Annotated in this window: 28 protein-coding genes; 15 read left to right on the top strand and 13 right to left on the bottom strand. The window is 67.2% G+C overall.

Features of this window, described 5'->3' with window-relative positions; translation table 11 throughout:
• The first annotated feature begins 10 nt into the window (after positions 1 to 10).
• Genes tatC through lnt form a run of 3 tightly spaced genes read left to right on the top strand, consistent with a single transcriptional unit; the run spans position 11 to position 4,822 of the window.
• A complete protein-coding gene (tatC, locus tag ESP51_RS09415; protein ID WP_129520701.1) occupies positions 11 to 763 on the top strand; it encodes a twin-arginine translocase subunit TatC in 753 nt (250 codons plus the stop codon).
• A gap of 12 nt (positions 764 to 775) precedes the next feature.
• Positions 776 to 3,205: a DEAD/DEAH box helicase gene (locus ESP51_RS09420; RefSeq protein ID WP_129520648.1), complete on the top strand. Its 2,430-nt coding sequence runs from the start codon at positions 776 to 778 to the stop codon at positions 3,203 to 3,205.
• A gap of 30 nt (positions 3,206 to 3,235) precedes the next feature.
• Complete coding sequence (lnt, locus tag ESP51_RS09425) at positions 3,236 to 4,822, top strand: apolipoprotein N-acyltransferase (protein ID WP_129520649.1); 1,587 nt, start codon at positions 3,236 to 3,238, stop codon at positions 4,820 to 4,822.
• On the opposite strand, the gene ESP51_RS09430 is transcribed toward lnt, so the two are convergent.
• The 5 genes from ESP51_RS09430 to ESP51_RS09450 form a co-directional block, all read right to left on the bottom strand.
• Positions 4,776 to 5,141 carry an RNA polymerase-binding protein RbpA gene (locus ESP51_RS09430; protein ID WP_129520650.1) on the bottom strand — a complete coding sequence of 122 codons (366 nt, stop codon included), beginning with the start codon at positions 5,139 to 5,141 and terminating at the stop codon, positions 4,776 to 4,778. The two genes, lnt and ESP51_RS09430, sit on opposite strands and share 47 nt — an antisense overlap.
• Before the next feature lie 85 nt (positions 5,142 to 5,226).
• Positions 5,227 to 5,982, bottom strand: a complete 756-nt coding sequence (locus ESP51_RS09435; protein WP_129520651.1) for a glycerophosphodiester phosphodiesterase family protein — start codon at positions 5,980 to 5,982, stop codon at positions 5,227 to 5,229.
• 8 nt (positions 5,983 to 5,990) lie between these two features.
• On the bottom strand, positions 5,991 to 6,923 hold the full coding sequence (locus tag ESP51_RS09440) for an SPFH domain-containing protein (RefSeq protein WP_129520652.1): 933 nt from the start codon (positions 6,921 to 6,923) through the stop codon (positions 5,991 to 5,993).
• Positions 6,924 to 6,956: 33 nt separating this feature from the next.
• Positions 6,957 to 7,427, bottom strand: a complete 471-nt coding sequence (locus ESP51_RS09445; RefSeq protein WP_129520653.1) for an NfeD family protein — start codon at positions 7,425 to 7,427, stop codon at positions 6,957 to 6,959.
• A 58-nt stretch (positions 7,428 to 7,485) separates the two neighbouring features.
• On the bottom strand, positions 7,486 to 7,956 hold the full coding sequence (locus ESP51_RS09450) for an NfeD family protein (protein ID WP_241843089.1): 471 nt from the start codon (positions 7,954 to 7,956) through the stop codon (positions 7,486 to 7,488).
• A 139-nt stretch (positions 7,957 to 8,095) separates the two neighbouring features.
• On the opposite strand from ESP51_RS09450, the gene ESP51_RS09455 reads away from it, so the two are divergent.
• Entirely contained in the window at positions 8,096 to 8,863 is a 768-nt protein-coding gene (locus ESP51_RS09455) for an SDR family oxidoreductase (RefSeq protein ID WP_129520655.1), read from the top strand.
• Positions 8,864 to 8,925: 62 nt separating this feature from the next.
• Here the strand turns inward: ESP51_RS09455 and ESP51_RS09460 are convergent, their stop codons facing one another.
• The gene (locus ESP51_RS09460; RefSeq protein WP_129520656.1) at positions 8,926 to 9,534 is read right to left on the bottom strand and encodes an HdeD family acid-resistance protein; all 609 of its coding nucleotides are present in this window, start codon (positions 9,532 to 9,534) and stop codon (positions 8,926 to 8,928) included.
• 147 nt (positions 9,535 to 9,681) lie between these two features.
• Complete coding sequence (locus ESP51_RS09465; RefSeq protein WP_129520657.1) at positions 9,682 to 10,083, bottom strand: RidA family protein; 402 nt, start codon at positions 10,081 to 10,083, stop codon at positions 9,682 to 9,684.
• 62 nt (positions 10,084 to 10,145) lie between these two features.
• Between ESP51_RS09465 and ESP51_RS09470 the strand changes: the two genes are divergently transcribed.
• Entirely contained in the window at positions 10,146 to 11,117 is a 972-nt protein-coding gene (locus ESP51_RS09470) for an NAD(P)-dependent alcohol dehydrogenase (RefSeq protein ID WP_241843086.1), read from the top strand.
• A 32-nt stretch (positions 11,118 to 11,149) separates the two neighbouring features.
• On the opposite strand, the gene ESP51_RS09475 is transcribed toward ESP51_RS09470, so the two are convergent.
• Both ESP51_RS09475 and ESP51_RS09480 read right to left on the bottom strand, forming a co-directional pair.
• The gene (locus ESP51_RS09475; protein WP_129520658.1) at positions 11,150 to 11,791 is read right to left on the bottom strand and encodes an NAD(P)-dependent oxidoreductase; all 642 of its coding nucleotides are present in this window, start codon (positions 11,789 to 11,791) and stop codon (positions 11,150 to 11,152) included.
• 34 nt (positions 11,792 to 11,825) lie between these two features.
• Positions 11,826 to 12,758 carry an NADP-dependent oxidoreductase gene (locus ESP51_RS09480; RefSeq protein ID WP_129520659.1) on the bottom strand — a complete coding sequence of 311 codons (933 nt, stop codon included), beginning with the start codon at positions 12,756 to 12,758 and terminating at the stop codon, positions 11,826 to 11,828.
• 110 nt (positions 12,759 to 12,868) lie between these two features.
• On the opposite strand from ESP51_RS09480, the gene ESP51_RS09485 reads away from it, so the two are divergent.
• From ESP51_RS09485 to ESP51_RS09530, 9 genes are all read left to right on the top strand, one after another.
• Positions 12,869 to 13,504, top strand: a complete 636-nt coding sequence (locus ESP51_RS09485) for a TetR/AcrR family transcriptional regulator (protein ID WP_129520660.1) — start codon at positions 12,869 to 12,871, stop codon at positions 13,502 to 13,504.
• A gap of 195 nt (positions 13,505 to 13,699) precedes the next feature.
• On the top strand, positions 13,700 to 14,719 hold the full coding sequence (locus ESP51_RS09490; protein ID WP_206737260.1) for a zinc-dependent alcohol dehydrogenase family protein: 1,020 nt from the start codon (positions 13,700 to 13,702) through the stop codon (positions 14,717 to 14,719).
• An 81-nt stretch (positions 14,720 to 14,800) separates the two neighbouring features.
• Positions 14,801 to 15,730: a helix-turn-helix transcriptional regulator gene (locus tag ESP51_RS09495; protein WP_129520661.1), complete on the top strand. Its 930-nt coding sequence runs from the start codon at positions 14,801 to 14,803 to the stop codon at positions 15,728 to 15,730.
• Positions 15,731 to 15,834: 104 nt separating this feature from the next.
• Positions 15,835 to 16,452 (top strand): pentapeptide repeat-containing protein, encoded by a 618-nt coding sequence (locus ESP51_RS09500; RefSeq protein ID WP_129520662.1) that lies wholly within the window; start codon positions 15,835 to 15,837, stop codon positions 16,450 to 16,452.
• A 243-nt stretch (positions 16,453 to 16,695) separates the two neighbouring features.
• A complete protein-coding gene (locus tag ESP51_RS09510; protein WP_129520663.1) occupies positions 16,696 to 17,517 on the top strand; it encodes an MBL fold metallo-hydrolase in 822 nt (273 codons plus the stop codon).
• Between the two features lie 67 nt (positions 17,518 to 17,584).
• A complete protein-coding gene (locus ESP51_RS09515) occupies positions 17,585 to 18,022 on the top strand; it encodes a VOC family protein (protein WP_129520664.1) in 438 nt (145 codons plus the stop codon).
• Positions 18,023 to 18,130: 108 nt separating this feature from the next.
• Positions 18,131 to 18,442 carry an ArsR/SmtB family transcription factor gene (locus ESP51_RS09520; protein WP_206737261.1) on the top strand — a complete coding sequence of 104 codons (312 nt, stop codon included), beginning with the start codon at positions 18,131 to 18,133 and terminating at the stop codon, positions 18,440 to 18,442.
• 2 nt (positions 18,443 to 18,444) lie between these two features.
• Entirely contained in the window at positions 18,445 to 18,837 is a 393-nt protein-coding gene (locus tag ESP51_RS09525) for a VOC family protein (protein ID WP_129520666.1), read from the top strand.
• A 53-nt stretch (positions 18,838 to 18,890) separates the two neighbouring features.
• The gene (locus ESP51_RS09530; RefSeq protein WP_129520667.1) at positions 18,891 to 19,187 is read left to right on the top strand and encodes a Dabb family protein; all 297 of its coding nucleotides are present in this window, start codon (positions 18,891 to 18,893) and stop codon (positions 19,185 to 19,187) included.
• A gap of 28 nt (positions 19,188 to 19,215) precedes the next feature.
• On the opposite strand, the gene ESP51_RS09535 is transcribed toward ESP51_RS09530, so the two are convergent.
• Positions 19,216 to 19,545, bottom strand: a complete 330-nt coding sequence (locus ESP51_RS09535) for a hypothetical protein (protein WP_129520668.1) — start codon at positions 19,543 to 19,545, stop codon at positions 19,216 to 19,218.
• A 67-nt stretch (positions 19,546 to 19,612) separates the two neighbouring features.
• On the opposite strand from ESP51_RS09535, the gene ESP51_RS09540 reads away from it, so the two are divergent.
• Positions 19,613 to 20,377, top strand: coding sequence for an SDR family NAD(P)-dependent oxidoreductase (locus ESP51_RS09540; RefSeq protein ID WP_129520669.1), 765 nt, complete (start codon positions 19,613 to 19,615; stop codon positions 20,375 to 20,377).
• A gap of 13 nt (positions 20,378 to 20,390) precedes the next feature.
• Here the strand turns inward: ESP51_RS09540 and dhaM are convergent, their stop codons facing one another.
• The 3 genes from dhaM to dhaK are packed head-to-tail and all read right to left on the bottom strand — an operon-like array spanning position 20,391 to position 22,784.
• Positions 20,391 to 21,119, bottom strand: coding sequence for a dihydroxyacetone kinase phosphoryl donor subunit DhaM (gene dhaM, locus ESP51_RS09545; RefSeq protein WP_241843088.1), 729 nt, complete (start codon positions 21,117 to 21,119; stop codon positions 20,391 to 20,393).
• Position 21,120: 1 nt separating this feature from the next.
• On the bottom strand, positions 21,121 to 21,768 hold the full coding sequence (gene dhaL / locus ESP51_RS09550) for a dihydroxyacetone kinase subunit DhaL (protein WP_129520670.1): 648 nt from the start codon (positions 21,766 to 21,768) through the stop codon (positions 21,121 to 21,123).
• A gap of 14 nt (positions 21,769 to 21,782) precedes the next feature.
• A complete protein-coding gene (dhaK, locus tag ESP51_RS09555; RefSeq protein WP_129520704.1) occupies positions 21,783 to 22,784 on the bottom strand; it encodes a dihydroxyacetone kinase subunit DhaK in 1,002 nt (333 codons plus the stop codon).
• Positions 22,785 to 22,978: the final 194 nt, after the last annotated feature.

Genomic DNA, 22,978 nt, shown 5'->3' on the forward strand with positions numbered 1-22,978 from the left:
CGAGAAGCGGATGTCGCTCGGTCAGCACCTGATCGAGCTCCGCAAGCGCCTCTTCATCTCCGCGATCGCAATCGTCGTCGGCGCAGGTCTCGGGTGGTGGCTCACCGACCTGTTCGTCTGGGACGCGATCCAGGAACCCGTGCAGCGCGTGGCCGAGGCACAGGGCTCCGACACGGCGATCATCTTCCCGACGATCTCGAGCGGGTTCGACCTGCTCCTGCAGATCGCGTTCACGCTCGGTGTCGTGATCTCGAGTCCGGTGTGGCTGTACCAGATCTTCGCATTCCTCGTGCCGGGGCTGAACCAGCGTGAGCGCCGCTTCACGTTCGCCTTCTTCGCAACGGCGATCCCGCTGTTCTTCGCGGGTTGCGCCGCCGGATGGTTCGTGCTGCCGAACATCGTCAAGCTCATGACGAGTTTCGTGCCCGAAGGCGCATTGTCGCTCCTGACCGCGAAGGAGTACATCGACTTCGTGCTGAAGCTCGTGGTCGCGATCGGCGTCGCCTTCGTCGTCCCGGTCTTCATCGTGCTGCTGAACGCCGCGGGCATCCTGAGCGCCGCGGCGATCATCAAGTCCTGGCGGGTCGCGATCCTCGTGATCGTGCTCTTCACGGCCATTGCGACGCCGTCGGCCGACGTCGTGTCGATGTTCATGCTGGCGATCCCCATGATCGCGCTGTATTTCGCGGCCTGGTTCATCGCACACCTGCACGATCGCCGTGTCGAACGGCGCAACGCACGCGAATTCGGGGCGGCTGTCTAGGCTGGAGGGGTGATGAGCCTCTCGCCGTCCGAGCGCTACGCGCTTTCGCGTCAGGAACGCCGCCAGCCTCGGCTCGCCGAGTTCGCCGCCGGGCTCCGGTTCGAGCTCGACCCGTTCCAGCGCGCGTCGTGCGCATCGCTCGACGAGGGGCGCAGCGTCCTCGTCGCGGCGCCCACCGGTGCCGGCAAGACGATCGTGGCCGAGTTCGCCCTCTACCTGGCGATGCAGGCCCGCGATGAGAAGGTCTTCTACACCACGCCGATCAAGGCGCTCAGCAACCAGAAGTACCAGGAGTTCGTCGACACGTGGGGTGCCGACAAGGTCGGTCTGCTCACGGGTGACACGAACATCAACTCGAGTGCACGCATCGTGGTGATGACCACCGAGGTGCTCCGCAACATGCTCTACGCCGACTCGCCGCTCCTCGATCGGCTCGCGTACGTGGTCATGGACGAGGTGCACTACCTCGCCGACCGGTTCCGAGGCGCCGTCTGGGAAGAGGTGATCATCCACCTCCCCGAAGCCGTGCGGCTCGTCTCGCTCAGCGCGACCGTGTCGAACGCCGAAGAGTTCGGCGACTGGCTGCAGGCGGTGCGCGGCGACACCGACGTGATCGTCTCCGAGGAGCGACCGGTGCCACTCGAGCAGCATGTACTCGTGAAGGCGAAGCTGCTCGACCTCTTCGATTCTTCAGGCCCGGTGGCGACGCATCGGGTGAACCCCGAACTCCAGCGCCTCGCGCGTGCCGGCGGCCGCTCCATCACGGCCCGATCCGAGCGCGGCCGCCGTGGCGGCGATCGTGGCCGGTATCACCAGCCGGGCCAGGGCAGCGGCCGTGCCGACCGGCCAGAGGTGGTCGCGCTCCTGCAGGGCAAGAACCTGCTCCCGGCGATCGTGTTCATCTTCTCGCGGGCGGGGTGCGACCAAGCCGTTCGCCAAGTGCTGCAATCCGGCATCCGGCTCACCGAATCGCACGAACGCGCCGAGATCAAGGCGATCGTCGAGGAACGGGCACGGATGCTGCGCGACGAGGATCTCGCCGTGCTCGGCTACTGGGAGTGGCTCGAGGGTCTCGAACGGGGCGTCGCCGCGCACCACGCGGGCATGCTGCCGGCCTTCAAGGAGATCGTCGAAGACCTCTTCCAGCGGAAGCTCCTGAAGGTCGTGTTCGCGACCGAGACACTCGCGCTCGGCGTCAACATGCCGGCGCGCTCCGTCGTGCTCGAGAAGCTCGAGAAGTTCAACGGCGAAGCGCGAGTGCCGATCACACCGGGGGAGTACACCCAGCTGACCGGCCGCGCAGGCCGGCGCGGCATCGACGTCGAGGGGCACTCGGTGATCCAGTGGGTCGACGGGCTCGACCCCGAGTCGGTCGCCTCGCTCGCCTCCCGGCGAAGCTACCCGATGAACTCGAGCTTCAAGCCGACGTACAACATGGCCGTCAACCTCATCGACCAGTTCGGGCGCGAGCGCACCCGCCAGATCCTCGAGCTCTCGTTCGCGCAGTTCCAGGCCGACCGTGCCGTCGTCGACCTCGCCCGCACCCTGCGCAAGCAAGAGGAATCGATGGTCGGATTCGAGGAGGCGATGCGGTGTCACCTCGGCGACTTCGGCGAGTACGCGGCCTTGCGGCGGCGCATCGGCGAGCTCGAGCGGCAGGCGTCGAAAGGCAACCCCTCGCACGGCCAGCGCGAACGGATGCAGCGCGAGCTCACCGCGGCACGCAAGGCGATGCGCGCGCACCCGTGCCATGGGTGCGCTGAGCGCGAGCAGCACGCACGGTGGGCCGAGCGATGGTGGCGACTGAAGCAGGAGCACGAGCAGTTGTCGCGGCAGATCCGCACCCGCACCGGGCAGGTCGCCAAGCGATTCGACCGGGTCGCCGAGGTGCTCGAGGCCCTCCGGTACCTCGAGTACGACAAACACGGCGCCCTCGTGTCGACCTCGGCGGGCCGCATCCTGAAGCGCATCTATGGCGAGCGCGACCTGCTGGTGGCCGAGTCGCTGCGCCGCGGGCTGTGGGACGGCCTCGACACCGCTGGCCTCGCCGCAATGGCTGCGGCGCTCGTCTACGAGCCTCGCCGCGACGACCGCGGCGAGCAGTTCCGATTGCCGCGCGCCGGATTCCGTGAGGCGTTCGAGCGAACGCTCGACGTCTGGAGCGAGCTCGACCACCTCGAGCGCGAGCATCGACTCGCGGGCAGCGAGCAACCGTCGCCGGCCCTCTCGTCGGCGATGTACGCGTGGGCGCGCGGCGCCGCACTCGGCAACGTGCTTGACGACACCGAGCTCGCCGCGGGCGATTTCGTGCGACTCACGAAGCAAGTGGTCGACTTGCTCGACCAGGTTTCGATCGTCGCCGACGCCGAGCTCGGGGCGACCGCTCGCGCCGCGATCGACACGGTGCGGCGCGGCGTCGTGGCGTACGGCTCGCTGGGCTGATCACCCGCGCTCGTCGCTTAGGCTGAACGGGTGCCCGAGAACCTCCAGCGTCCCGTGCTGCCGACTTGGGCCGCCGTTCTCGTGGCAATCGCCGGCGGCGCCGTCTACGACCTGGGCTTTCCCGGCGCGAGCGCCTGGCCGCTCGCATTCCTCGGCATCGCCCTCGCCCTCGTCAGCCTGATCGGCCGCTCTTCGTGGTCGGCCCTGCTCGTGGGTTTCGCCTTCGGCTTGACGTTCTACCTGCTGCAGGTGTCGTGGACATCGCTGTACCTCGGGCCCGTGCCGTGGCTCGCGCTCTCGTTCCTCGAGTCGACCTTCGTCGCGGCGGGGGCGGTGCTCATCACGCTCGCCTACCGATGGCTGCCGCAGGCGAGTCCGTCGCGATGGGTGCGACTGGTGTGGCTGCCGCTCCTCGTCGCGGGCCTGTGGTGCGTGCGCGAGGCCGCGACGGGATCAGTGCCCTATGGCGGCTTCCCGTGGGGCCGTGCCGCCCTCAGCCAGTCCGAGAGCCCGTTCGCCGACGTGGTCTCCTGGATCGGATCGACCGGACTCAGTTTCGTGATGGTCGCGATCGTGGCTGCGCTCATCGAGTGGGTGCGGTTGCGAGGATGGCGCGACCTGCGCACCGCCGTGCCGGTTGCGGCGGTCATCCTCGTCGCGATGGTGATCCCCGCGTGGCCGACGACGCCCAACGGAGAACTCACCGTGGCGAGCGTGCAGGGCGACGGCCCTTCCGGATACTTCGACGAACGGTCACCGGGCGACGTCCTCGCCGAGCAGCTCGAGGCGACCGAACCGATCCTCGATGAGTCGGGAGTCGACGTGCTCCTGTGGCCCGAGGGCGGCTCAGACGTCGATCCGATGCGAAGCACCGAGGCCGCGCGCATCTTCGATTCGCTGAGCGAGCGGCTCGATGCCCCCGTCATCCTCAATACGGTGACGAGCCTTGACGAGAAGTTCTTCAACACCTCGCTGCTCTGGCGCGCAGGGGAGGGGGCGGTCGCGAGCTACGACAAGCGGAACCCTGTGCCCTTCGGGGAGTACATCCCAGATCGGTGGTTCTACGAATCGCTCGCCCCCGACCTCGTCGGGCTGATCCAGCGCGGCTACACGCCAGGCACCAACCCGCCCGTCTTCGATCTCGGCGATGCCGTGACCGGGCTCGCCATCTGCTTCGACGTGATCTACGACGAGCTCATCTGGCAAGGGGCGCGCGAGGGTGCCGAGCTCTACATGTTCCAGACCAACAACGCCGACTTCCGGGGCACCGACGAGAACCAACAGCAGTTGGCGATCGCGCGGCTCCGTGCGGTCGAGACCGGGCGCTCCGTCGTGAACATCTCAACCGTCGGCACGAGCCAGGTGATCGACCCGACGGGGCGCACCATCGATTCGCTGCCCGCCTACAAGCCGGGGGCGATGGTGACCGAGGTCGAGCTTCGTGAAGGCCTGACGCCCGCGGTCGCGATCGGCGGCGGCATCCCGTTCCTCGTCATCATCAGCGCGGTGGGCGGGCTGATCGCCGCGGCAGTGCTCGCGAAACGGCGAGCTGCCGCGGCGTGGTTCGCCTCTACGCGCCGATCTTCTGCTGACCCCGACGGGCGCGCAGGTAGTTGAGCCGCTCCTCGAGCAACTCTTCGAGCTCGGCGCGCGTGCGGCGCTCGAGCAGCATGTCCCAGTGGGTTCGGGCGACCTTCTCACCCGAACGGTCGATCTCGACCGGCTTCGAGTCGACGAGCAGCGTCGCGGCTGCACCGCAGAAGCGGCACTCCCAGGTCTCGGGGAGCTCAGCCTCGGTCGAGAACGTCATCACCGTCTCGCGGCCGCACACCTCGCAACGGTAGGTGTAGTCTGCACGGTCGGCGAAGACGACGCCGTCCTCGCTCTGCAGGCTCTGGGCGCCGATTCGCATGCCCCGAAGGCTCCTGTCCGCCATGGCGTACTCCTCTCGATCCTCTCTAGGTATAGACGATCAAGCTGGGCATTCCCTTCCCGCGGGCTGATGGATTGCCGGGGAATTCTCAGCTTCGAGCCGAGATGACCTCGAACGCGAGGTCCGCGCGATCAGTGACGAGCCCGTCGATGCCGAGATCGAGCAATCGGGTCATGTCGGCGCGGTCGTTGACCGTCCACACGTGCACCTCGCTGCCGGCGCGTTGCACCGCCGCCACGAAGCGTGCGGTGACGAGCCGCACCCCGCCCGAGCGCTCGGGAATCTGTAGGGCGCCGGCGCCGCGCAGCGCGCGAACGAGTCGCGCCTGGGGCCCGGCGAATGCGGCGACGCGGGCACGGATGACCCCGGCGCTGCCGGCCGACGTGGCGACGCCGGGCACGAGCGACGCGAGCCGGAGCCGTCGCCGCTCGGAGAAGCTCGTCAGCAGCACGCGCGACTCGGCTCCGGTGCGCTTGACCGCCGAGACGACGGGCTCCACCGCCCGTTCGACTTTCACATCGATGTTGAAACGCGTCTCGGGGAAGGCGTCGAGTGCCTCTTCGAGCGAGCAGAAGCCCTGACCTCGACCGAGGTCGACCCGGCCGAGCTCGGCCATCGCGAGTTGCGCCACCGTGATGTCTCGACCGGCCACGCGCTGGAGTGATGGGTCATGCGCGACGACCGCCGTTTCGTCGCGACTGACGTGCACATCGGTCTCGATGTACTGCACACCGATGGCGACGGCCTTCTCGAATGCGAGGAGCGTGTTCTCAGGCGCGTCGACCGCGAAGCCGCGATGAGCGAGCACCCGCGGCCCCGGTGGTTCGAAGTAGGTGGAGGCCACGCGCGACGTCAGCTCCGCGGCGGCGCTGCGTCGTTCGGGCCGGCCTGTGGCGGCACGAACGCCCGCCCGATGCCCTTCAGCGCCTCGGTGAGCTCGCTCGGCACGATCCAGAGCTTGTTCGACTCGCCCTGCGCGATCTGGGGGAGCGTCTGCAGGTACTGGTAGGCGAGGAGCTTGGGATCGGCGTCGCCCTTGTGAATGGCCTCGAAGACCTTGAGGATCGCCTCCGCCTCACCCTGCGCCCGAAGCACTGCCGCTTGCGCATACCCCTCGGCCTCGAGGATCGCGGCTTGTCGGGCCCCCTCTGCCGTGAGGATCGCAGACTGCTTGGTTCCCTCGGCGGTGAGGATCAGTGCGCGGCGGTCGCGCTCGGCGCGCATCTGCTTCTCCATCGAGTCCTGAATCGAGTGGGGCGGGTCGATCGCCTTGAGCTCGACACGAGAGACGCGGATGCCCCACTTGCCAGTGGCTTCATCGAGCACGACGCGAAGCTGCCCGTTGATGTTGTCGCGTGACGTGAGCGCCTCTTCGAGGTTCAATCCGCCGACGACGTTTCGGAGCGTCGTGGTGGTCAGCTGTTCGACCGCACCGAGATAATTCGCGATCTCATACGTCGCAGCCCTGGCATCCGTGACCTGGAAGTAGACGACGGTGTCGATCGACACGACCAGGTTGTCTTCGGTGATGACCGGCTGTGGCGGGAACGAGACGACGGTCTCGCGCATGTCGACGAGCGGACGCACTCGATCGATGAACGGCACCAGGATGTTCAAGCCCGGCATGAGGGTCTTGTGATAGCGACCGAGCCGCTCGACGACGCCCGCGTATGCCTGCGGGATGATGCGGATCGCGCGAACCAGCACGACCAAGACGAAGATCCCGACGACGATCAGCAGCGCGATGACGAAGATCTGGCCAACGAATCCCTCGATGCCGATCATGGTGAACTCCTCTGCGGTTGAACGAACGAGGCTTCAGGCGCTGTCGCGCTCGAGCGGAACGATGACGACGGTCGCGCCGTCGACGAGGACGACCCGAACGGATGCCCCGGTGTCGATGAGGCGCTGGGTGGATTCGGGTGCGAGGCGCGCCGTCCACGTCTCGCCGTTGGCAAGCTTGACGAGCCCGGTCGTGTCTGCCACGGGGGAGACGACTCGCCCTGACATCCCATGCAGTGCAGCGATGTTGCTCAGTGCCGGGTCCGCCCCTCGGCGCAGGTAGCGGAGCATGACGGGGCGGATGGTGAGGAGGAGCAACACCGAGACGGCGGCGGCGACGAGGAACTGCACCCACCATTCCCAGCCGAGGAGATTGGCGCCGAGGCCGGCGACGCTGCCGAAGGCGATCATGAGGAACGTGAACTCGAGTGTGAGAAGTTCGATGATCACGGCGATGAGGATCAGGATGAGCCACGCGATCCAGACGTACTGGGTGAGGTCCACCATCGATCGCCCCTTCGACATCCTGTGTGCTGAACCTATCACCGGAGCTCCGGCGGGACGCCTATGCGTTCGGCGTGCTGCGCTCGATGGGGACGACCACTGCGGTCGCGCCGTCGACGCCGGTGACGAGCACGCGGTCGCCCACGGAGACATCCGGCTGTTCGGTGATGGGGGACAGGCGAGCCGTCCAGACCTCTCCATTCTGGAGACGAACCTGGCCGCCCGACGGGGTGACGGTACGCACAACCGATCCGTCGGCACCGATGAGCGCGTCGACGTTGCTGCGCGCCGGATCGCCGCCGCGGCGGAGGAGCCTGAGCAGCGGTGGCCGGAGGGTCAGGATGAGTGCCACGGAGACGACGGCCGCGATGAGGAACTGGGCCCACCAGGGAACCCCGAAGAGGCCTGAGAGGAGGCCGGCGACGCTGCCGACGGCCATCATCAGGAACGTCATCTCGAGCGTGAACACCTCGATCGTGGCGAACGCGAGGATCAAGACCAGCCAGACGATCCAGGCGTACTGGGTCAGCACATCCAATTGCCCTCCTTCGCACCCGCCACCATTCCGAAACTAGCAGGGCGGAGAGGCGACCGGGGGAGTTGATAGTCTCGGTTCGGCGTCCTGCCCGCGGACCGACGGTCCCAATTCCGAAGCTTCGAGGAGTCGACTCGTGACCAACCCACTCGCCCCCGATTCGCTCACCGGGCGCGTCGCCCTCGTGACGGGTTCGTCGCGCGGCATCGGCGCCGACACGGTGCGCTACCTCGCCGGCGCAGGTGCCGCCGTCGTCGTCAACTTCCGCAACAAGGAGGCCAGGGCAGCGAAGCTCGTCGACGAGATCGTCGCTGCCGGTGGCCGGGCGATCGCGGTGGGTGCCGACCTGACGGATCCCGCATCCGTCGCCGCGATGTTCGAGCGCACGGTAGCCGAGCTCGGCCCCATCGACATCCTCGTCTTGAATGCCTCCGGCGGCATGGAGTCCGGCATGGGGGAGGACTACGCGATGCGCCTCAACCGCGACGCGCAGGTGAACGTCGTCGACGGAGCACTCCCGCACCTCGCCGACGGTGCACGCATCGTGTTCGTGACGAGCCACCAGGCGCACTTCATCCGCACGACGCCGACGATGCCCGAGTACGAGCCGGTCGCGTTGTCGAAGCGTGCCGGTGAAGACGCGCTGCGGGAGAAGATCCCCGCCCTCGAGGCGGCCGGCTTCGATTTCGTGGTCGTCTCAGGCGACATGATCGAGGGCACGATCACCGCGACCCTGCTCGAGCGAGCCAATCCCGGTGCGATCGAGGCTCGCAAGCAAGACGCGGGTCGTCTCTTCAACGTGTCGGAGTTCGCCGCCGAAGTGGCGTCCGCCGCAGTGGAGCCGGTACCGGCCGAGCACACGCGCTACGTGGGGGACACCTCGGGGTTCAACCGCGAAGTGTGACCCGCTGACGCGATGAGGCGGGCCCGGAGCATCCGGCCGGCCTCATCGTCGTTCGCTGAGCGTCACACCGTCGCCGGGGCCCCGCGACCGAATGTGAACGCACGCACGAGCTGCATGATGCCGAGCACGATGAGGCTGATGCCGGCGATGATGAACAGCACGATCGCAGCCCAGAGCGGCGAGAAGAGCAACACGATTCCGGCGAGGATGCTGAGGATGCCGAAGAAGATCGCCCAGCCCCTCGACGGGGCATCACCGAGCTGCGCGAGGGCGACGACGCCTTCGACGATCCACAGGACGCCGATGAGCACGCCGATGAAGACCGCGAGGAAGACGGCGGTCGCCGCGAGGTTGGCGAAGGCGAGGATGCCGCCGACGATGAACAGGATGCCGAGGATGACATCCAAGGCCCTCGCGCCGCCGGACATGCCTCTCGAGAAGATGCCGAGACCCGCGTAGGCGATGCCGGCGATCACGAGGTAGATCGCGAGCATCACCGTGAGCACCACCGCGGAGTCCTTCGGCCAGAACGTGATCAGGATGCCGATGATGAGCGCCGTGGCGCCGGTGATGCCGAGCGTCATGCGCACGGTGTTGATGGCGGGCTTCGACAAGCCCGAGGCGTCGAGGGAGAACGAGGCGAACATCGCGTTGGGCTGCGGAGCAGACATGGAGTGTCCTTTCTGGCAACGACATGGACGTGCGGGATCAGGGTATTCCTCACCATCGGCCGAGTGTCGGATATATGTGCCCGAATCCCGCCGCGTGTCGACCGGGGGAGCGGACTCGGACCGCTCGGCATCAGGGCGAACGCTGGATCATCGCACCACGGCGGCGACCGCGCTGATCTCGACGAGCGCGCCGGGCACGCCGAGCCCGGCGACACGCGCCGCGGTCACCAGGGCCGGTTCATCGGACGCGAGCTCGGAAGCGATCGCCCCGTAGCCCGCCGCGAGGTCGACGCCGTCGACGAAGAGCACCGTCCACTGCACGACGTCTCCGAGGGTGGCACCGGCCGCAGCCAGCGCCGTCTTCGCATTCCCCAGGGCGCGGGCAGACTGCACGGCCACGTCGCCCTCGCCGACGATCGAGCCGTCGGCGTCGACGGCGTTCTGGCCGCCGACATAGATGGTGGTCGCGCCTGGCGGCACGATGGCCACGTGGCTGAAGGCAGGACTCGAGACGAGCCCTTCAGGACGGATGCGCTGGATGGCTGCCATGCCGGTACGATCGCACAGACCACCGACACCGGGGCGGCCCCACCCCGCGTACACTGACTCGCATGTCGAGACGGCCGACCAGCATGAGGGCCGTCGTCTATGAGCGGTACGGCTTACCCGACCAGCTGAGGGTCGAGGAGGTTCCCGTGCCGTCGCCGGGCGCGAAGCAGGTGCTCATCGAGGTCGTCGCGACATCCGTCAATCTCTCGGACTGGGAAAGTCTGACCGGAAGCCCGGCATACGCGCGCATCGGCGGTCTGCGAACCCCCTCGCATCGAGTGCTCGGTTCGGACATCGCCGGGCGCGTCGCAGCCGTCGGCTCGGACGTCACCGGTTTCGTGGTCGGTGACGAGGTGTACGGCGACAACCTGGGCCTCATGGGCGGTTTCGCCGAGTACGCGGTGGCACCTGCGGCGGCGCTCGCTCGCAAGCCCCCTGAGTTGACGTTCGCCGAGGCCTCGGCGCTGCCCCAAGCCGCTGCGATCGCACTGCAGGGCACCGCCCGCTCACGCCCTGGGCTCCGCGTGCTGATCAACGGGGCCGGAGGCGGTGCCGGCTCATTCGCGATCCAGCTCGCCTCGCGCTCCGGGGCGCACGTGACCGGCGTCGACAACGCGGGCAAGCTGGATTTCATGCGAGAGCTCGGCGCCGACGAGGTGGTCGACTATCGAAATCAGGACTTCACCAGGCTCGAGCCGTACGACCTCGTGCTCGATCTGGTCGCCCACCGATCCGTGTTCGCCTACCGGCGGGCGTTGGCTCGCGGCGGCCGCTATCTCTGCGTCGGCGGGCCTGTTCGAGCACTGCTGCGGGTCGTGACGGTCGGGGCGGCGATCGGCGTGCTCACCGGACGCCGGTTGGGGGTCCTCGTTGCGAGGCAGGGGCCGAAGCACTTCGAACCCGTCGCTGAGCGGTGCGTCGCCGGCGATCTTCGCGTCCACATCGATCGCGTCTTCCCGCTCGAAGAGGTGCCGCAAGCGCTCACACATGTCGGTGAGGGGCGCGCACTCGGCAAGGTGGTCGTCACGCCATAGGGCCCCCTCGAGTTCGTCGGCTCAACACAGGTTCAATTGCTGATGGCGGGTGCGCGATTGAGGTAGGTGTCGTCGCTGACCTGTGATGCGGTGAACGCGGCGATGTCCGCGCGGCTGACGGCGGCTCCGATCTTGTCGGTCCCGAAGAACCCGGCGCGCACCCGCCCGGTCTTGGGGGTGTTCTTCGGCGCGGTGAAGCGGATGATGGTCCAATCGATGCCGGAGGCCATGATCTGGTCGATCATGCCGACCAGTTCCCGGGAGGCGCGAGGCAGGAACATGCTGCCCAGGAACTTCGTCATCCTGGTCTGGGCGGTCGGTTTCTCCTGTGGGTCGAGGATGCTCGGGGTGGCGTGGCCGATGTACCTCTTCACGCCATGCCGTGTCATCGAGTCGAGGATGTGCCGAGTTCCTTCGACCAGCGGCAGGCCCTGTGCCTTCCTGCTGAGGTCGGGGCCGAGCGCGCTGACGACGACATCGGCACCGTCGATCGCGGAGTGGATGGCCGCCCGGTCGGAGATCTCGCCGACGACAACGCGGACGTCGTCTCCCCAACCGGAGGGGACCTTCTTCCGGTTGCGTGCGTCCGCGGTGACGGTGTGGCCTTGGGTGAGCAGCTCGTTCACGGTGAGCGCGCCGATCGCGCCGGTGGCGCCGAAGACAGTGATGTTCATGGAATTGTTCGTTCCTCTGAGATGAAGGTCGGTGTCAGTCGATGGTGACGACGAGCTTGCCGAGCGTGCCGGCGGTGAAGTGCCGGAAAGCTTCGCTGGTCTTGTCGAGGTCGTAGACGCGCTGCACCGTCACCGTGGTGTGGCCCTTCACCTGGTTCGCTGCCAGGCGGTCGAGTGTCTCCTGTGACGGATTGGCGTAGATGGGCACCACGCGCACACCGTCGGCCGGGATCTGGTCGGGGCTCTGCACCAGCGTCGAGACCAGCACGCCCGCTTGCCTGACCGCGCCGGCCAGCGCCGACCCGTCACCCGCGAAGTGGAGCACGACGTCCACGCCGCCCGGGTACGCCTCGCGGATCTGTGCCGCGACGTCATCGGTGTAGTCGACGATGCGGGTTGCGCCCAGCTTCCCGACGAGCTCGATCTCCTCCGCGGTGTGCGCTGTGGCGATCACCTCGGCGCCGGCACGGACGGCGAGCTGGAGAGCCTGCTGTCCCACGCCACCCGTCGCGCCCGCGACCAGCACGGTGCTGTCCGCGCCGATCCCAGCAGCGTTGAACGAGTCGAACGCGGCAGTGCCGGCAAGCCCCAAGCCCGCAGCATCCGTGAAGTCGATCTCCTCAGGCAGCTTCGCGATTCCGACGGCTACCGGCACGGTCACGTACTCGGCGAACGAGCCGTCGCCGAGGAACTGCTTGGTCACGACGCCGAAGACGCGGTCACCGACCTGGAAGCCCACGACCTCGGGCCCGACGGCATCGACGGTGCCTGCGAAGTCCTTTCCGAGCACGACAGGGAAGCGGTGCTCCATGGCGCCGTTGAGATAGCCGTTGGCGACGGCCAGGTCGAAGCCGTTCACAGACGCGGCGCGAACGCGGACTCGGACCTCGCCTGAAGCCGGTTCCGGCATATCCAGTTCGGTCACCGCAGGTGCCTGGTCGAACGCACCGAATGCGACTGCCTTCATCATTGATTCCTTCTTTCGATTGGGCTGACCCCGCCGCCTTAGTGGAGCGGGTGTTCCATTTAGGTGAACCACAATATGGAGCAGATATTCCAATTCGGTAGAATCTGTTCATGACGAGCTCCGAGCGGCCACTGCGCGCTGATGCCGAGCGCAATCGGCAGGCGATCCTCGGCGCAGCCGGGTCCGTGTTCGCTGAGAAGGGCACCCAGGTCACGTTGGAACACATCGCCGAGGTCGCCGGCGTGGGCGTGGGCACGATCTACCGGCGGTTTCCTTCGATCGATGACCTGGTCAGCGTCGTGCTCGAGGAGAAGATGAGGCGCTACGCCGATCGCACCGAGCAGGAGGCGGAACGAGCGCTCACCCAGCCGTGGCCGGCGTTTCATGACTATGTGCTGTTCATCCTCGAGCAGCAGGCCACCGATCTGGCCTTCAGCGACGTGATCCTGTCGCCGCGCACCGGTACCGAGCTGTTTCGGCAGGAGATCAAGCGGGCCTTGCAGGCCTCGATAGTGTTGATCGACCGGGTGAAAGCTGCCGGCGAGCTCCGAACGGACTTCGATCACAGCGACCTCTACCTACTGCTGCACGCCAATGCCGGCCTGGTACGTGGCACTCACCGCTCGGCGCCAGAGGCGTGGAAGCGGTTCGGGCAGTACATGCTGAAGTCGTTCCGACATCCTGGCGACGAGCCGTTGACTGCACCCTCGGTGGTCTGGATGCGAGCCAAGAACTCGGGCGTTTAGCCGCCGTCACGAGGTGTTCGCCGAGCTCGAATGCGACGTCTTCTGTGGACATTCGTGGTGAGGGGACCTGATAGGGCCTCTCAGTCGCCGACCGTTCTGGCGTTGGATGGTTCGGGGTCGACGCGATCTTGCGTCGCCCAGCATCTACGCGGCAATCGGCCGCGGATGCCGGAACGACATCGAGGAGTCACACGCATGCGTGGAGTAGTGATGTACAGCGCGGGCGACGTCCGGGTCGAGGAACGCGAGGATCCGCGGATCGTCGAGCCCACTGACGCGATCGTTCGCCTGACGGCGACGTGCGTCTGCGGTTCGGACCTCTGGCCGTACCGCGGCATCGAGCCGGCTGACCATCAGGTGATGGGTCACGAGTACGTCGGTGTGGTCGAGGAGATCGGCGCGGACGTGAAGAACGTGAAGGTCGGCGACTTCGTCGTCGGGTCCTTCGTGATCTCGGACAACACGTGCGAGATCTGCCGGTCGGGTTTCCAGTCCAAGTGCGTGCACGCGTCATTCGTCTCGCAGATCGGAACGCAAGCCGAGAAGGCTCGCATTCCATTGGCGGATGGCACGCTGGTTGCCACGCCCGGGCAGCCCGAGCCCGAGCTGATCCCGTCGCTGCTGGCGGCATCCGATGTGCTCGGCACCGGATGGTTCGCCGCGGTCGCCGCCCAGGCTGGCCCAGGAAAGTCGGTCGCGGTCGTCGGTGACGGCGCGGTCGGTCTGATGGCGATCCTCGCCGCCAAGCAGCTTGGCGCCGAGAGGATCATCGCGATGTCCCGTCATCCGGAGCGGCAGGCCCTCGCCCGGTTCTATGGAGCGACCGACATCGTCGAAGAGCGCGGCGACGCCGGCGTGGCGAAGATCAAGGAGCTCACCGACGGGATGGGCGCGCACTCCGTCGTCGAGGCGGTCGGCACCCAGGAGTCGTTCATGCAGGCGGTCGGCTCCACCCGCGGCGGCGGGCACCTGGGATACGTCGGCGTGAACTATGACGTGAAGGTTCCCGGCATCGAGCTGTTCTTCGCGGGAATCCACACCCTCGGCGGTCCCGCGCCGGTCCGGCGCTTCCTGCCCGACCTGATCCAGCTGATCTGGGACCGGAAGATCGACCCGGGCAAGGTGTTCGACCTCACCCTCCCGCTCGAGGAGGCAGCCGAGGGCTACAAGGCCATGGACGAGCGACGCGCCACCAAGGTCCTCCTCACCCTCTGATCCCAGCAGCTGGTCGAGAGGGTGGGGGAGACGTCCCCACAGCCTCCCACCCTCTCGACCGCCCGACGTACGGTGGAAGCTATGAACACGAACGACGATGTGCGGGAGTTCCTGATGTCCCGCCGGGCGAACGTGACACCGGAACAAGCGGGCCTTCCCGACTTCGGCGGAGAACGCCGCGTTGCCGGACTGCGTCGTGAAGAGGTCGCGATGCTCGCCGGCGTCAGCCTCGACTACTACACCCGTCTCGAGCGCGGCAAGATTCACGGAGCATCCGAGAGCGTCCTCAACGCCATCGCGACCGCGCTGCACCTCGACGACGTCGAGCGCGCCCACCTGTTCGATCTTGCCCGCGCGGTCCCACCGACGCCCGCGACGCGCCGCCCACCGACATCCCCGCGAACCATTCGTCCGTCGGTGCAACGAGTTCTCGACCACATGGCCGTCCCAGCCGTGGTCTACAACGCCCGCCAGGATCTCGTCGCGTCCAACCTGCTCGGGCGCGCGCTCTTCGCGCCCCACTTCGAGGCCGATCCGCCCAACAACGCGCGCTTCATCTTCCTCGACTCGCGGGCACGCGATTACTACGATGATTGGCCCCTCGCGTGCAGCCTCACCGCGGCGATGCTCCGCTACGAGGCCGGCCGCGACCCGCTCAACAGCGACCTGACGGCACTGATCGGCGAACTCTCCACCCGCAGCCCGCAGTTCCGGAAGAACTGGGCGGAGCAGGATGTCCACGAACACCGCACCGGGACGAAGATCTACCGCCATCCCGCCATCGGACCGCTCGAACTCCACTACGACGTCTTCGAGATGCCCGGAGAACCAGGCCTCTCAATCGGCACCTATACCGCGGAAGCCGGAACCGCCGCAGCTGATGGGCTCACACTCTTGGCGACATGGGCGACAACGCAGGAATTCGCTCGGAGCCAGCGTCTCGGTGGGGGAGACGCGAGCTCCGAGTCGTCGACGGAGACCGCGGCTGCGCCTCGGACGAGCTCCACGTAGCCGGAAGCCGCGAGCTCCCAGTGCGGGGGACCGCGCGTGTGCGCGACCTTGTCTCGGATGACGACGGCCACCATGTTGTCAGCCGCTGATGCTTGGATGAGCGCATGTCAGAACGACGTGACGGTGCACCTTCTTCTGAGACCTCGACGGTCAGCGACGAGGATTGGTACGCCCGCGAGTTCGACGGTGCGAAGTTCTCCGACGTGCGATTCGTCGACATCGACCTCACTGAGGCATCGAGTTCCGGCGCGACCTTCACCAACTGCGCCTTCGTCAACGTGAAGTTCAACGTCTCCACCCACGAATCCACCGCGTTCGTGAACTGCACGTTCCACAGCTGCAACTTCTTCGACGCGACCTTCACCGGCTGCAAGCTCGTCGGCTGCGTCTTCGACAGCTGCGACTTCAGCATCCTGAAGGTCCATGGCGGCGACTGGTCGTTTACGGGATTCCGCCGCGCCGCGCTCGAGGGCGTCGAGTTCACAGGAGTTCGACTCCGCGAGGCGGACCTCACGAACGCGCGATGCTCCCGCTCGACCTTCGCCGGCTGTGACTTCTCGGGTTCCGTGTTGCACGGCGCTGACTTCACTGACGCCGATCTGCGTGGGAGCACCCTCGGTGAGATCGACCCGCTCACGGTGACGCTTCGGGGTGCCTCGGTAACTGGCGTGCAGGCTGCTGAGATCGTCCGTGGGCTCGGGCTCATCGTCGTAGACGTTTAGCCGATAATGCACATTATGTCCGTTTGGGGAAAACAGGCCAGCTACAGCGTCTCCCCCTGCCCCCGGCGGACCAACGATGACGGTCATCGATCCCTTCGGCAACGAGCTTCGATTCTGCGAGCCCGCCGACTGACGCGGTGACCAGGTGGTGGGCTCAATTGCTTCACCCAAAGTGCTTGCAAGCACTACCGCCGGCCAATACGGTCTCGACAAGCGGTTGAGACCACAAGCGGAAGGCAGTTCATGCTCAAGCAAGTCGTTGAGGGCGTTCTCGTTCACGAGAGCGAGTTCCTCCAGAGTAATTCCGTTGTCGTGCAGGGCCGGCACGGTGTGTTACTCATCGACCCCGGCATTACAGGCGACGAGCTGGCGGCCCTCGCGAACGATCTTCGCGAGCTGGGCCAGCCTGTCGTGGCAGGCTTCTCCACGCACCCTGATTGGGACCACGTGCTCTGGCACGCGAACTTCGGCGACGTGCCCCGTTACGGCACGGCCCGCTGCGCGGCCTCTCTCCAGGATCTGCTGTCGAACGCGGACTGGAGGGACCGCATAGCCCCGGGGCTCCCGCCGGAGTACGCCGAGGAGATCCCGATGGAGCTGCTGGGTCTCATCACCGGTCTGCCCGCCGAGGCTGCGCAGATCCCTTGGGATGGCCCCGAAGTCCGGATCATCGAGCATCAGGCCCATGCCCCAGGCCACGCGGCGCTGTTGATCGAGGAGCGCGGCGTCCTCGTCGCCGGCGACATGCTTTCTGACATCCTGATGCCGTTCCTCGATCTCGAGGCCGCGAATCCGATGGAGGACTACCTCGCCGCGCTGCGGCTGTTCGAGAGTGTGGCCGACGACGTTGTTGCCGTCATCCCCGGTCACGGTTCAGTCGGTGGAGCTGAGCAGCTACGAGCTCGAATCGAACAGGATCGCGCGTACGTGCAGGACCTGCGAGACGGACGTGTTCCCGACGACCCGCGGGTCGGTCCATCGGCATCGTTGGATTGGCTGCCAGACGTGCACAGATGGCAACTCCAGCGGCTCGCCCAAAGAGAGCAGAACGAGACGCCCGCTTAACGGTCTCCCCCAACTGCAGCGCTGTCCGACCACCGCAGCGATCGACCGGCTCGGTAGCATGCAACGCATGGCCATCAAACTCGAGAACGTCGGCATCGCCGTTCGCGACCTCGAAGCAGCGATCTCCTTCTTCACCGACCTCGGTCTCACGGTCGTCGGCCGTGACACGGTCAGCGGTGAGTGGACCGACACCGCCGTCGGCCTCGATGGCAACCACGCCAAGATTGCGATGCTCCAGACGCCAGACGGTCACGGTCGCCTTGAACTCTTCGAGTACATCCACCCGGAGGCGATCGAGTCGGAGCCCACTCGTCCCAACGAGATCGGCATGCACCGCGTTGCCTTCTCAGTCGACGACATCGACGAAGCCCTTGAGGTAGCCGCGAGGCACGGATTCCGACCGCTCCGCGGCGTGGCGACCTATGAAGACGTCTACAAGCTCACGTACCTCCGCGGTCCTAGCGGCATCCTCGTGATGCTCGCCGAGGAGCTGAAGAAGAGCTGACGGCCGATCAGAGCTCACGTCGCTGGTGGAGAACGCCTGACACCACTCCCCCGATTCTCGTGCGCTCGGCGCTCGACAGGTAACCATATGGTTGCCTATAGTGGTTCTGTGGATCCGGTGTTCAAAGCACTTTCCGACCCGACGAGGCGAATCCTCGTCGAGGAGCTCGCCGAGCGCGATGAGCAGACGCTCTTCGAACTGTGCGTACGACTCATGTCGCGGCATGGCCTCGAGGTCTCACGACAGGCCGTCGCGAAGCACCTCGACGTGCTCGAGCAGGCCGGGCTCGTGACGATCCGACGCGAGGGCAAGTACCGCCTCCACTCCCTCGACCGCGCACCGCTGCGCGCCACGTGGGACGAGTGGTTCCGGCCACTCGTGACATCCGACGATCACCAGACCGACCGACAACAGGAGTGACCATGCGCATCAACCTCACGAGCGTGCTCGTCGACGACCAGGCGAAAGCCCTCGACTTCTACACCGACGTGCTCGGGTTCGAGAAGAAGACCGACTTCGCGGCGGGCGAGGCCCGCTGGCTCACCGTCGTCTCCCCCGACGATCCCGACGGCGTCGAGCTCGTGCTCGAGCCCGACGAGCACCCGGCGGCACGGCCGTTCAAGCAGGCGCTCGTCGCCGACGGCATCCCGTACACCTCGTTCGCGGTCGACGACGTCGAGAAGGAGCACGCGCGGCTCGTCGCCGCCGGCGTCGAGTTCACCCAGCCGCCGACCGCGATGGGTCCCATGACGACCGCGGTGTTCGACGACACGTGCGGCAACCTCATCCAGATCGCGAGCATGGCCACCTCCTGACGAGACGGAAGACGACGGTGTGCCCTCGTGTCTATCGCCCCTAGGGTGGAGCGATGATCCGTCACACCGTCGCGTTCCGTCTGCGTCACCCCACGGGCTCCGAAGCAGAACGATCCTTCCTCGAGACCGCCAGGGTGCTCGCCGGCATTCCGGGTGTCGAACGATTCGAACAGCTCCATCAGGTGAGCGCGAAGAACGACTTCACGTTCGGATTCTCGATGGAGTTCTCCGATGCCGCCGCCTATGCGGCGTACAACGAGCATCCCGATCATGTCGCGTTCGTCGCAGAACGATGGGTGCCCGAGGTCGAGGAGTTCCTCGAGATCGACTACGCGCCATACGTCGCGTAGCCCGGCCACTCCCCCGGCGACTCGCGACTCAGCGCGGCTCGCCGCGCTCTTCGTATCGCTCGAGGCGCCGTCCGGTCGCGGGCATGCCGAGCTCGTTGAGCGGTCGTGCGGTATCGCGCTCGGGAATCCGCTCATCGGTCGGACACGTCATCACGGTGTTGGGCGTGGAGTGATCGAACGAGTGCTCGAACATCGGGTGTCCGCACAACGGACACCTCTGCTCATCGAGCGAACGTTCCTCTGGTTCGCTCTCGGTGATCGGTGGCGGACCGAACATCGGGAGGAGCGCTCGATCCACTCTCTCGAAGAAGTGCGTGAACGCGTTGCCCTCGGGGCGGCTCGCCGTGTCGCGTGCCATGGCACGATGCTACGCCCGTACCGCGTGTTCCCGCCAGAGGCGACTGTCGGCACCTAGGCTTGCCGGCATGGAAACGGATGCCTCGTCACGGCCGGTCACGATCGTCACGGGAGCGAGCCGCGGCATCGGTGCGGCGATCGCCGAGCGACTTGCCGCCGACGGACACGACCTCGTGCTGACGTTCCGGGACAGGGTGGCGGATGCCGATGCCGTGGCACGCCGGTGCGAGGCATCCGGTGCCCGCGTACGCTTCCTGCAGGTCGACCTCGCCGACCTCGACGCGGCCGCGACGATCGTGCCGACGGCGATCGCCGAATTCGCAACGATCACCGGGCTCGTCAACAACGCCGGGATCACGGGCCGGATCGGCGGATTCCTCGACGCCTCCATTGAGGAGTCCGAGCTCCTGTTCCGCGTGAACGTGCTCGCGCCGATCGTCCTCACGCGCGCTGCGATCGCGCACATGGCGACGGATCGCGGCGGCGCCGGCGGCTCGATCGTGAACATCTCCTCGGGCGCAGCGACGACGGGTTCGCCGAACACCTACATCCCCTACTCGATGAGCAAGGCCGCGCTCAACGCGCTCACGACGGGCACGGCGAAGGAGTTCGGCCCGGTCGGCGTGCGGGTCAACACCGTGTCGCCCGGCACCACTCGCACCGAGATCCATGCGGCCGCGGGTCGCCCCAACGCGCCCGAGGAACGCGCCCCGCGCATTCCGATGCGCCGACCCGGCGAGCCCCACGAGATCGCGGGAGCCGTCGCGTACCTCTTCTCTCCCGACGCGTCCTACACGTCGGGCGCCGACATCCGTGTGGCGGGCGGCAACTAGAGGGCAACGCCCGTCACGCCTCGCCGAAGCCGGACTCGGCGAGTTCGGCGATGGCGTCGACCGCTTCGCGCCCGTCGGGATCGGTACTCGCGATCTCGACGACAGCTCCCTTCGTCAGGCCGAGCGACATGATGCCGAGCAGGCTCTTCGCATCCGTGCCGTTCACGGTGATCTTCTGCGTGAACCCGCTCGCGAGCTTCACGAGCTCCGCGGCGGGACGCGCATGCAGGCCGTCGGCGTTCACGAGCGTGATCGAGCGGGAGTAGCCGGAGCCGGATGCCGCGGCGGCGTCGGTGGTCGCGGCATCCGTGCCGACCGTTGCCTCGGCCGCCGCGCCGACCGGTTCTGCTCCCGCACGAGCGGATTCCGCGGCCGCGACGACCGCATCGAGCCCATCGCCCGACTCCGCGGACACCGCGGCAGCGACGCCGCCTTCGACGAGAGGGGCGTCGACGATGCGAACTCGTTCCCGCACCTCGTCATCGAGGAAGTCGAGGGCGGTCTCGGCCGTGAGGATCGCGGAGCCGAGGTCGCAGAGCACCGCGACGCCCTCGCCGGCATCGGCGTGGGCGATCGCCGACGACACGAGGTCGAAGCTCGTGCCGATCCGGCCGTCGTCGGTGCCACCTGCAGCGGCGAGCGTCGCCGTCGGCGCCATCTGGCGAGCGAGATCGACGAGGCCTGCGGCGATCTGCTGGGAGTGCGACACGAATACGACGCCGACCTTCCCGGCCGTCGCCACGTCAGGCACCTGCCGACGCCGCCGCTGCGTCGGCCGCCGCCTGCAGGAGAAGGGCGCTCGATTCGGCGCCCGGGTCGCGATGTCCGGCGGAGCGCTCGCCGAGGTAGCTCGCGCGCCCCTTGCGCGCCACGAGCGGTTCCGTCGCCGCGGCACCCTCCCACGCGGCACTCGCCGCGGCCTGGAGGGCGCCGAGGGCATCCGCCCCGTCGGCTGCCGCGGCCGTGGCGGCGTCGACGGCGGGCGTCCACGCGTCGACCATCGTCTTGTCGCCGGGTTCGGCCTTGCCTCGCAAGACGATTCCGTCGCGGGCCGCCGTGAGGATACCCGCGATCGCCTCAGCGTCGAGTGACACCGAATCGCCTGCAGCAACCGCGGCCTTCAGGTACGCGGTGCCGTAGAGCGGCCCTGCCGCACCGCCGACGGTCGAGATGAGCGTCGTCGCGACGAGCTTGAGCACGTCGCCCGGGGTCGACCCGGCATGCAGGTCGTCGAGTTTCGGGAGCACCGCCTGGAAGCCGCGGTCCATGTTCTCGCCGTGGTCTCCGTCGCCGATCTCGCGATCCAGCGTGATCAGCTCGATTCGGTGGTCCGATACGACCTGCGCGCTCCGCCTGACCCAGTCCACCGCCCAGGTGATATCCAATCCCACCGACGTGCCCCCTTCTATCGTCCCCACCGGAGTGCAGCAGTCTGCACCGGTGCATCCCACAACTCGACCATCTCGTCGTCGAGTTTCAACAACGTGATCGACATGCCCTGCATCTCGAGCGACGTGATGTAGTTCCCGACGAGCGAGCGGGCGATCTCGATGCCGCGTTCGCCGAGCACCTCGGCAGCTCGACGATAGGCGATGTAGAGCTCGACGAGGGGTGAACCGCCCATGCCGTTCACGAAGAGCAGCACGCGGTCGCCGGACTCGAAGGGGAGGTCTTCGAGGATCGGTGCGAGCAAGCGGTCGACGAGGCCGTCGGCAGGTTCGAGCTTGATCCGCTCGCGGCCCGGTTCGCCGTGGATGCCGATGCCGATCTCGATCTCGTCTTCGGCGAGCGTGAAGCTCTCCTCCCCGGCGTGCGGGACGATGCACGGGGTGAGCGCGAGCCCCATCGATCGCGCGTTGGCGTTGACGCGCTCCGCGACCTCGGCGACCTCATCGAGCGAATCGCCGCGTTCGGCAGCTGCACCCGCGATCTTCTCGACCAGCACGGTGCCGCCGACGCCGCGTCGTCCGGCGGTGTAGAGCGAATCCTTCACCGCGACGTCGTCGTTGGTCACCACGGAGCGAACGTCGATGCCCTCGACGGATGCCAGGTCGGCGGCGGTCTCGAAGTTCAAGACGTCGCCCGTGTAGTTCTTGACGATGTGCAGCACCCCTGCGCCGCCGTCGACGGCCTTCGTGGCTGCGAGGATCGGATCGGGAGTAGGCGACGTGAAGACGGCGCCGGGCACGGCGGCATCCAGCATCCCGAAGCCGACGAAGCCCGCGTGAAGCGGCTCGTGACCGCTGCCCCCGCCGCTGACGATGCCGACCTTGCCGGCGATGGGGGCGTCGGCGCGCACGATGTGGATCGGATCCATCTCGACCCGCACGAGATCGGCGTGGGCAGCACCGAACCCGGCGACGGACTCGTCGACGACGCGTTTCGGATCGTTGATGATCTTCTTCACGGACATCCCTTCCCCTCGGCTGCCGGACGCCGTGCGACCTGTGCATCGGCGCCGACGCAGCACTCTCGGCAAACCTACGCCCGCGGAGAGCCCGGCCGTAAGAGGCGGAGGGAAATCTCCGGCGCGCCCTTTCCGGGGGACGCTCCGTCTGAGTATCGTGGGCTCTGTTCCGCCCCTGGGCGAAGCCCCTCGGG

The sequence above is a fragment of the Agromyces albus genome, assembly GCF_004134825.1.
In the GTDB taxonomy this organism is placed as follows: domain Bacteria; phylum Actinomycetota; class Actinomycetes; order Actinomycetales; family Microbacteriaceae; genus Agromyces; species Agromyces albus.

Excerpts from the sequence above, each read along its gene's own strand:
- tatC (WP_129520701.1), top strand. The coding sequence starts at position 11 with ATGTCGCTCGGTCAGCACCTGATCGAGCTCCGCAAGCGCCTCTTCATC.
- ESP51_RS09420 (WP_129520648.1), top strand. The coding sequence starts at position 776 with ATGAGCCTCTCGCCGTCCGAGCGCTACGCGCTTTCGCGTCAGGAACGC.
- ESP51_RS09430 (WP_129520650.1), bottom strand. The coding sequence starts at position 5,141 with ATGGCGGACAGGAGCCTTCGGGGCATGCGAATCGGCGCCCAGAGCCTG.
- ESP51_RS09440 (WP_129520652.1), bottom strand. The coding sequence starts at position 6,923 with ATGATCGGCATCGAGGGATTCGTTGGCCAGATCTTCGTCATCGCGCTG.
- ESP51_RS09445 (WP_129520653.1), bottom strand. The coding sequence starts at position 7,427 with ATGGTGGACCTCACCCAGTACGTCTGGATCGCGTGGCTCATCCTGATC.
- ESP51_RS09460 (WP_129520656.1), bottom strand. The coding sequence starts at position 9,534 with ATGTCTGCTCCGCAGCCCAACGCGATGTTCGCCTCGTTCTCCCTCGAC.
- ESP51_RS09465 (WP_129520657.1), bottom strand. The coding sequence starts at position 10,083 with ATGGCAGCCATCCAGCGCATCCGTCCTGAAGGGCTCGTCTCGAGTCCT.
- ESP51_RS09470 (WP_241843086.1), top strand. The coding sequence starts at position 10,146 with ATGTCGAGACGGCCGACCAGCATGAGGGCCGTCGTCTATGAGCGGTAC.
- ESP51_RS09475 (WP_129520658.1), bottom strand. The coding sequence starts at position 11,791 with ATGAACATCACTGTCTTCGGCGCCACCGGCGCGATCGGCGCGCTCACC.
- ESP51_RS09480 (WP_129520659.1), bottom strand. The coding sequence starts at position 12,758 with ATGAAGGCAGTCGCATTCGGTGCGTTCGACCAGGCACCTGCGGTGACC.
- ESP51_RS09485 (WP_129520660.1), top strand. The coding sequence starts at position 12,869 with ATGACGAGCTCCGAGCGGCCACTGCGCGCTGATGCCGAGCGCAATCGG.
- ESP51_RS09490 (WP_206737260.1), top strand. The coding sequence starts at position 13,700 with ATGCGTGGAGTAGTGATGTACAGCGCGGGCGACGTCCGGGTCGAGGAA.
- ESP51_RS09495 (WP_129520661.1), top strand. The coding sequence starts at position 14,801 with ATGAACACGAACGACGATGTGCGGGAGTTCCTGATGTCCCGCCGGGCG.
- ESP51_RS09500 (WP_129520662.1), top strand. The coding sequence starts at position 15,835 with ATGTCAGAACGACGTGACGGTGCACCTTCTTCTGAGACCTCGACGGTC.
- ESP51_RS09510 (WP_129520663.1), top strand. The coding sequence starts at position 16,696 with ATGCTCAAGCAAGTCGTTGAGGGCGTTCTCGTTCACGAGAGCGAGTTC.
- ESP51_RS09515 (WP_129520664.1), top strand. The coding sequence starts at position 17,585 with ATGGCCATCAAACTCGAGAACGTCGGCATCGCCGTTCGCGACCTCGAA.
- ESP51_RS09525 (WP_129520666.1), top strand. The coding sequence starts at position 18,445 with ATGCGCATCAACCTCACGAGCGTGCTCGTCGACGACCAGGCGAAAGCC.
- ESP51_RS09530 (WP_129520667.1), top strand. The coding sequence starts at position 18,891 with ATGATCCGTCACACCGTCGCGTTCCGTCTGCGTCACCCCACGGGCTCC.
- ESP51_RS09535 (WP_129520668.1), bottom strand. The coding sequence starts at position 19,545 with ATGGCACGCGACACGGCGAGCCGCCCCGAGGGCAACGCGTTCACGCAC.
- ESP51_RS09540 (WP_129520669.1), top strand. The coding sequence starts at position 19,613 with ATGGAAACGGATGCCTCGTCACGGCCGGTCACGATCGTCACGGGAGCG.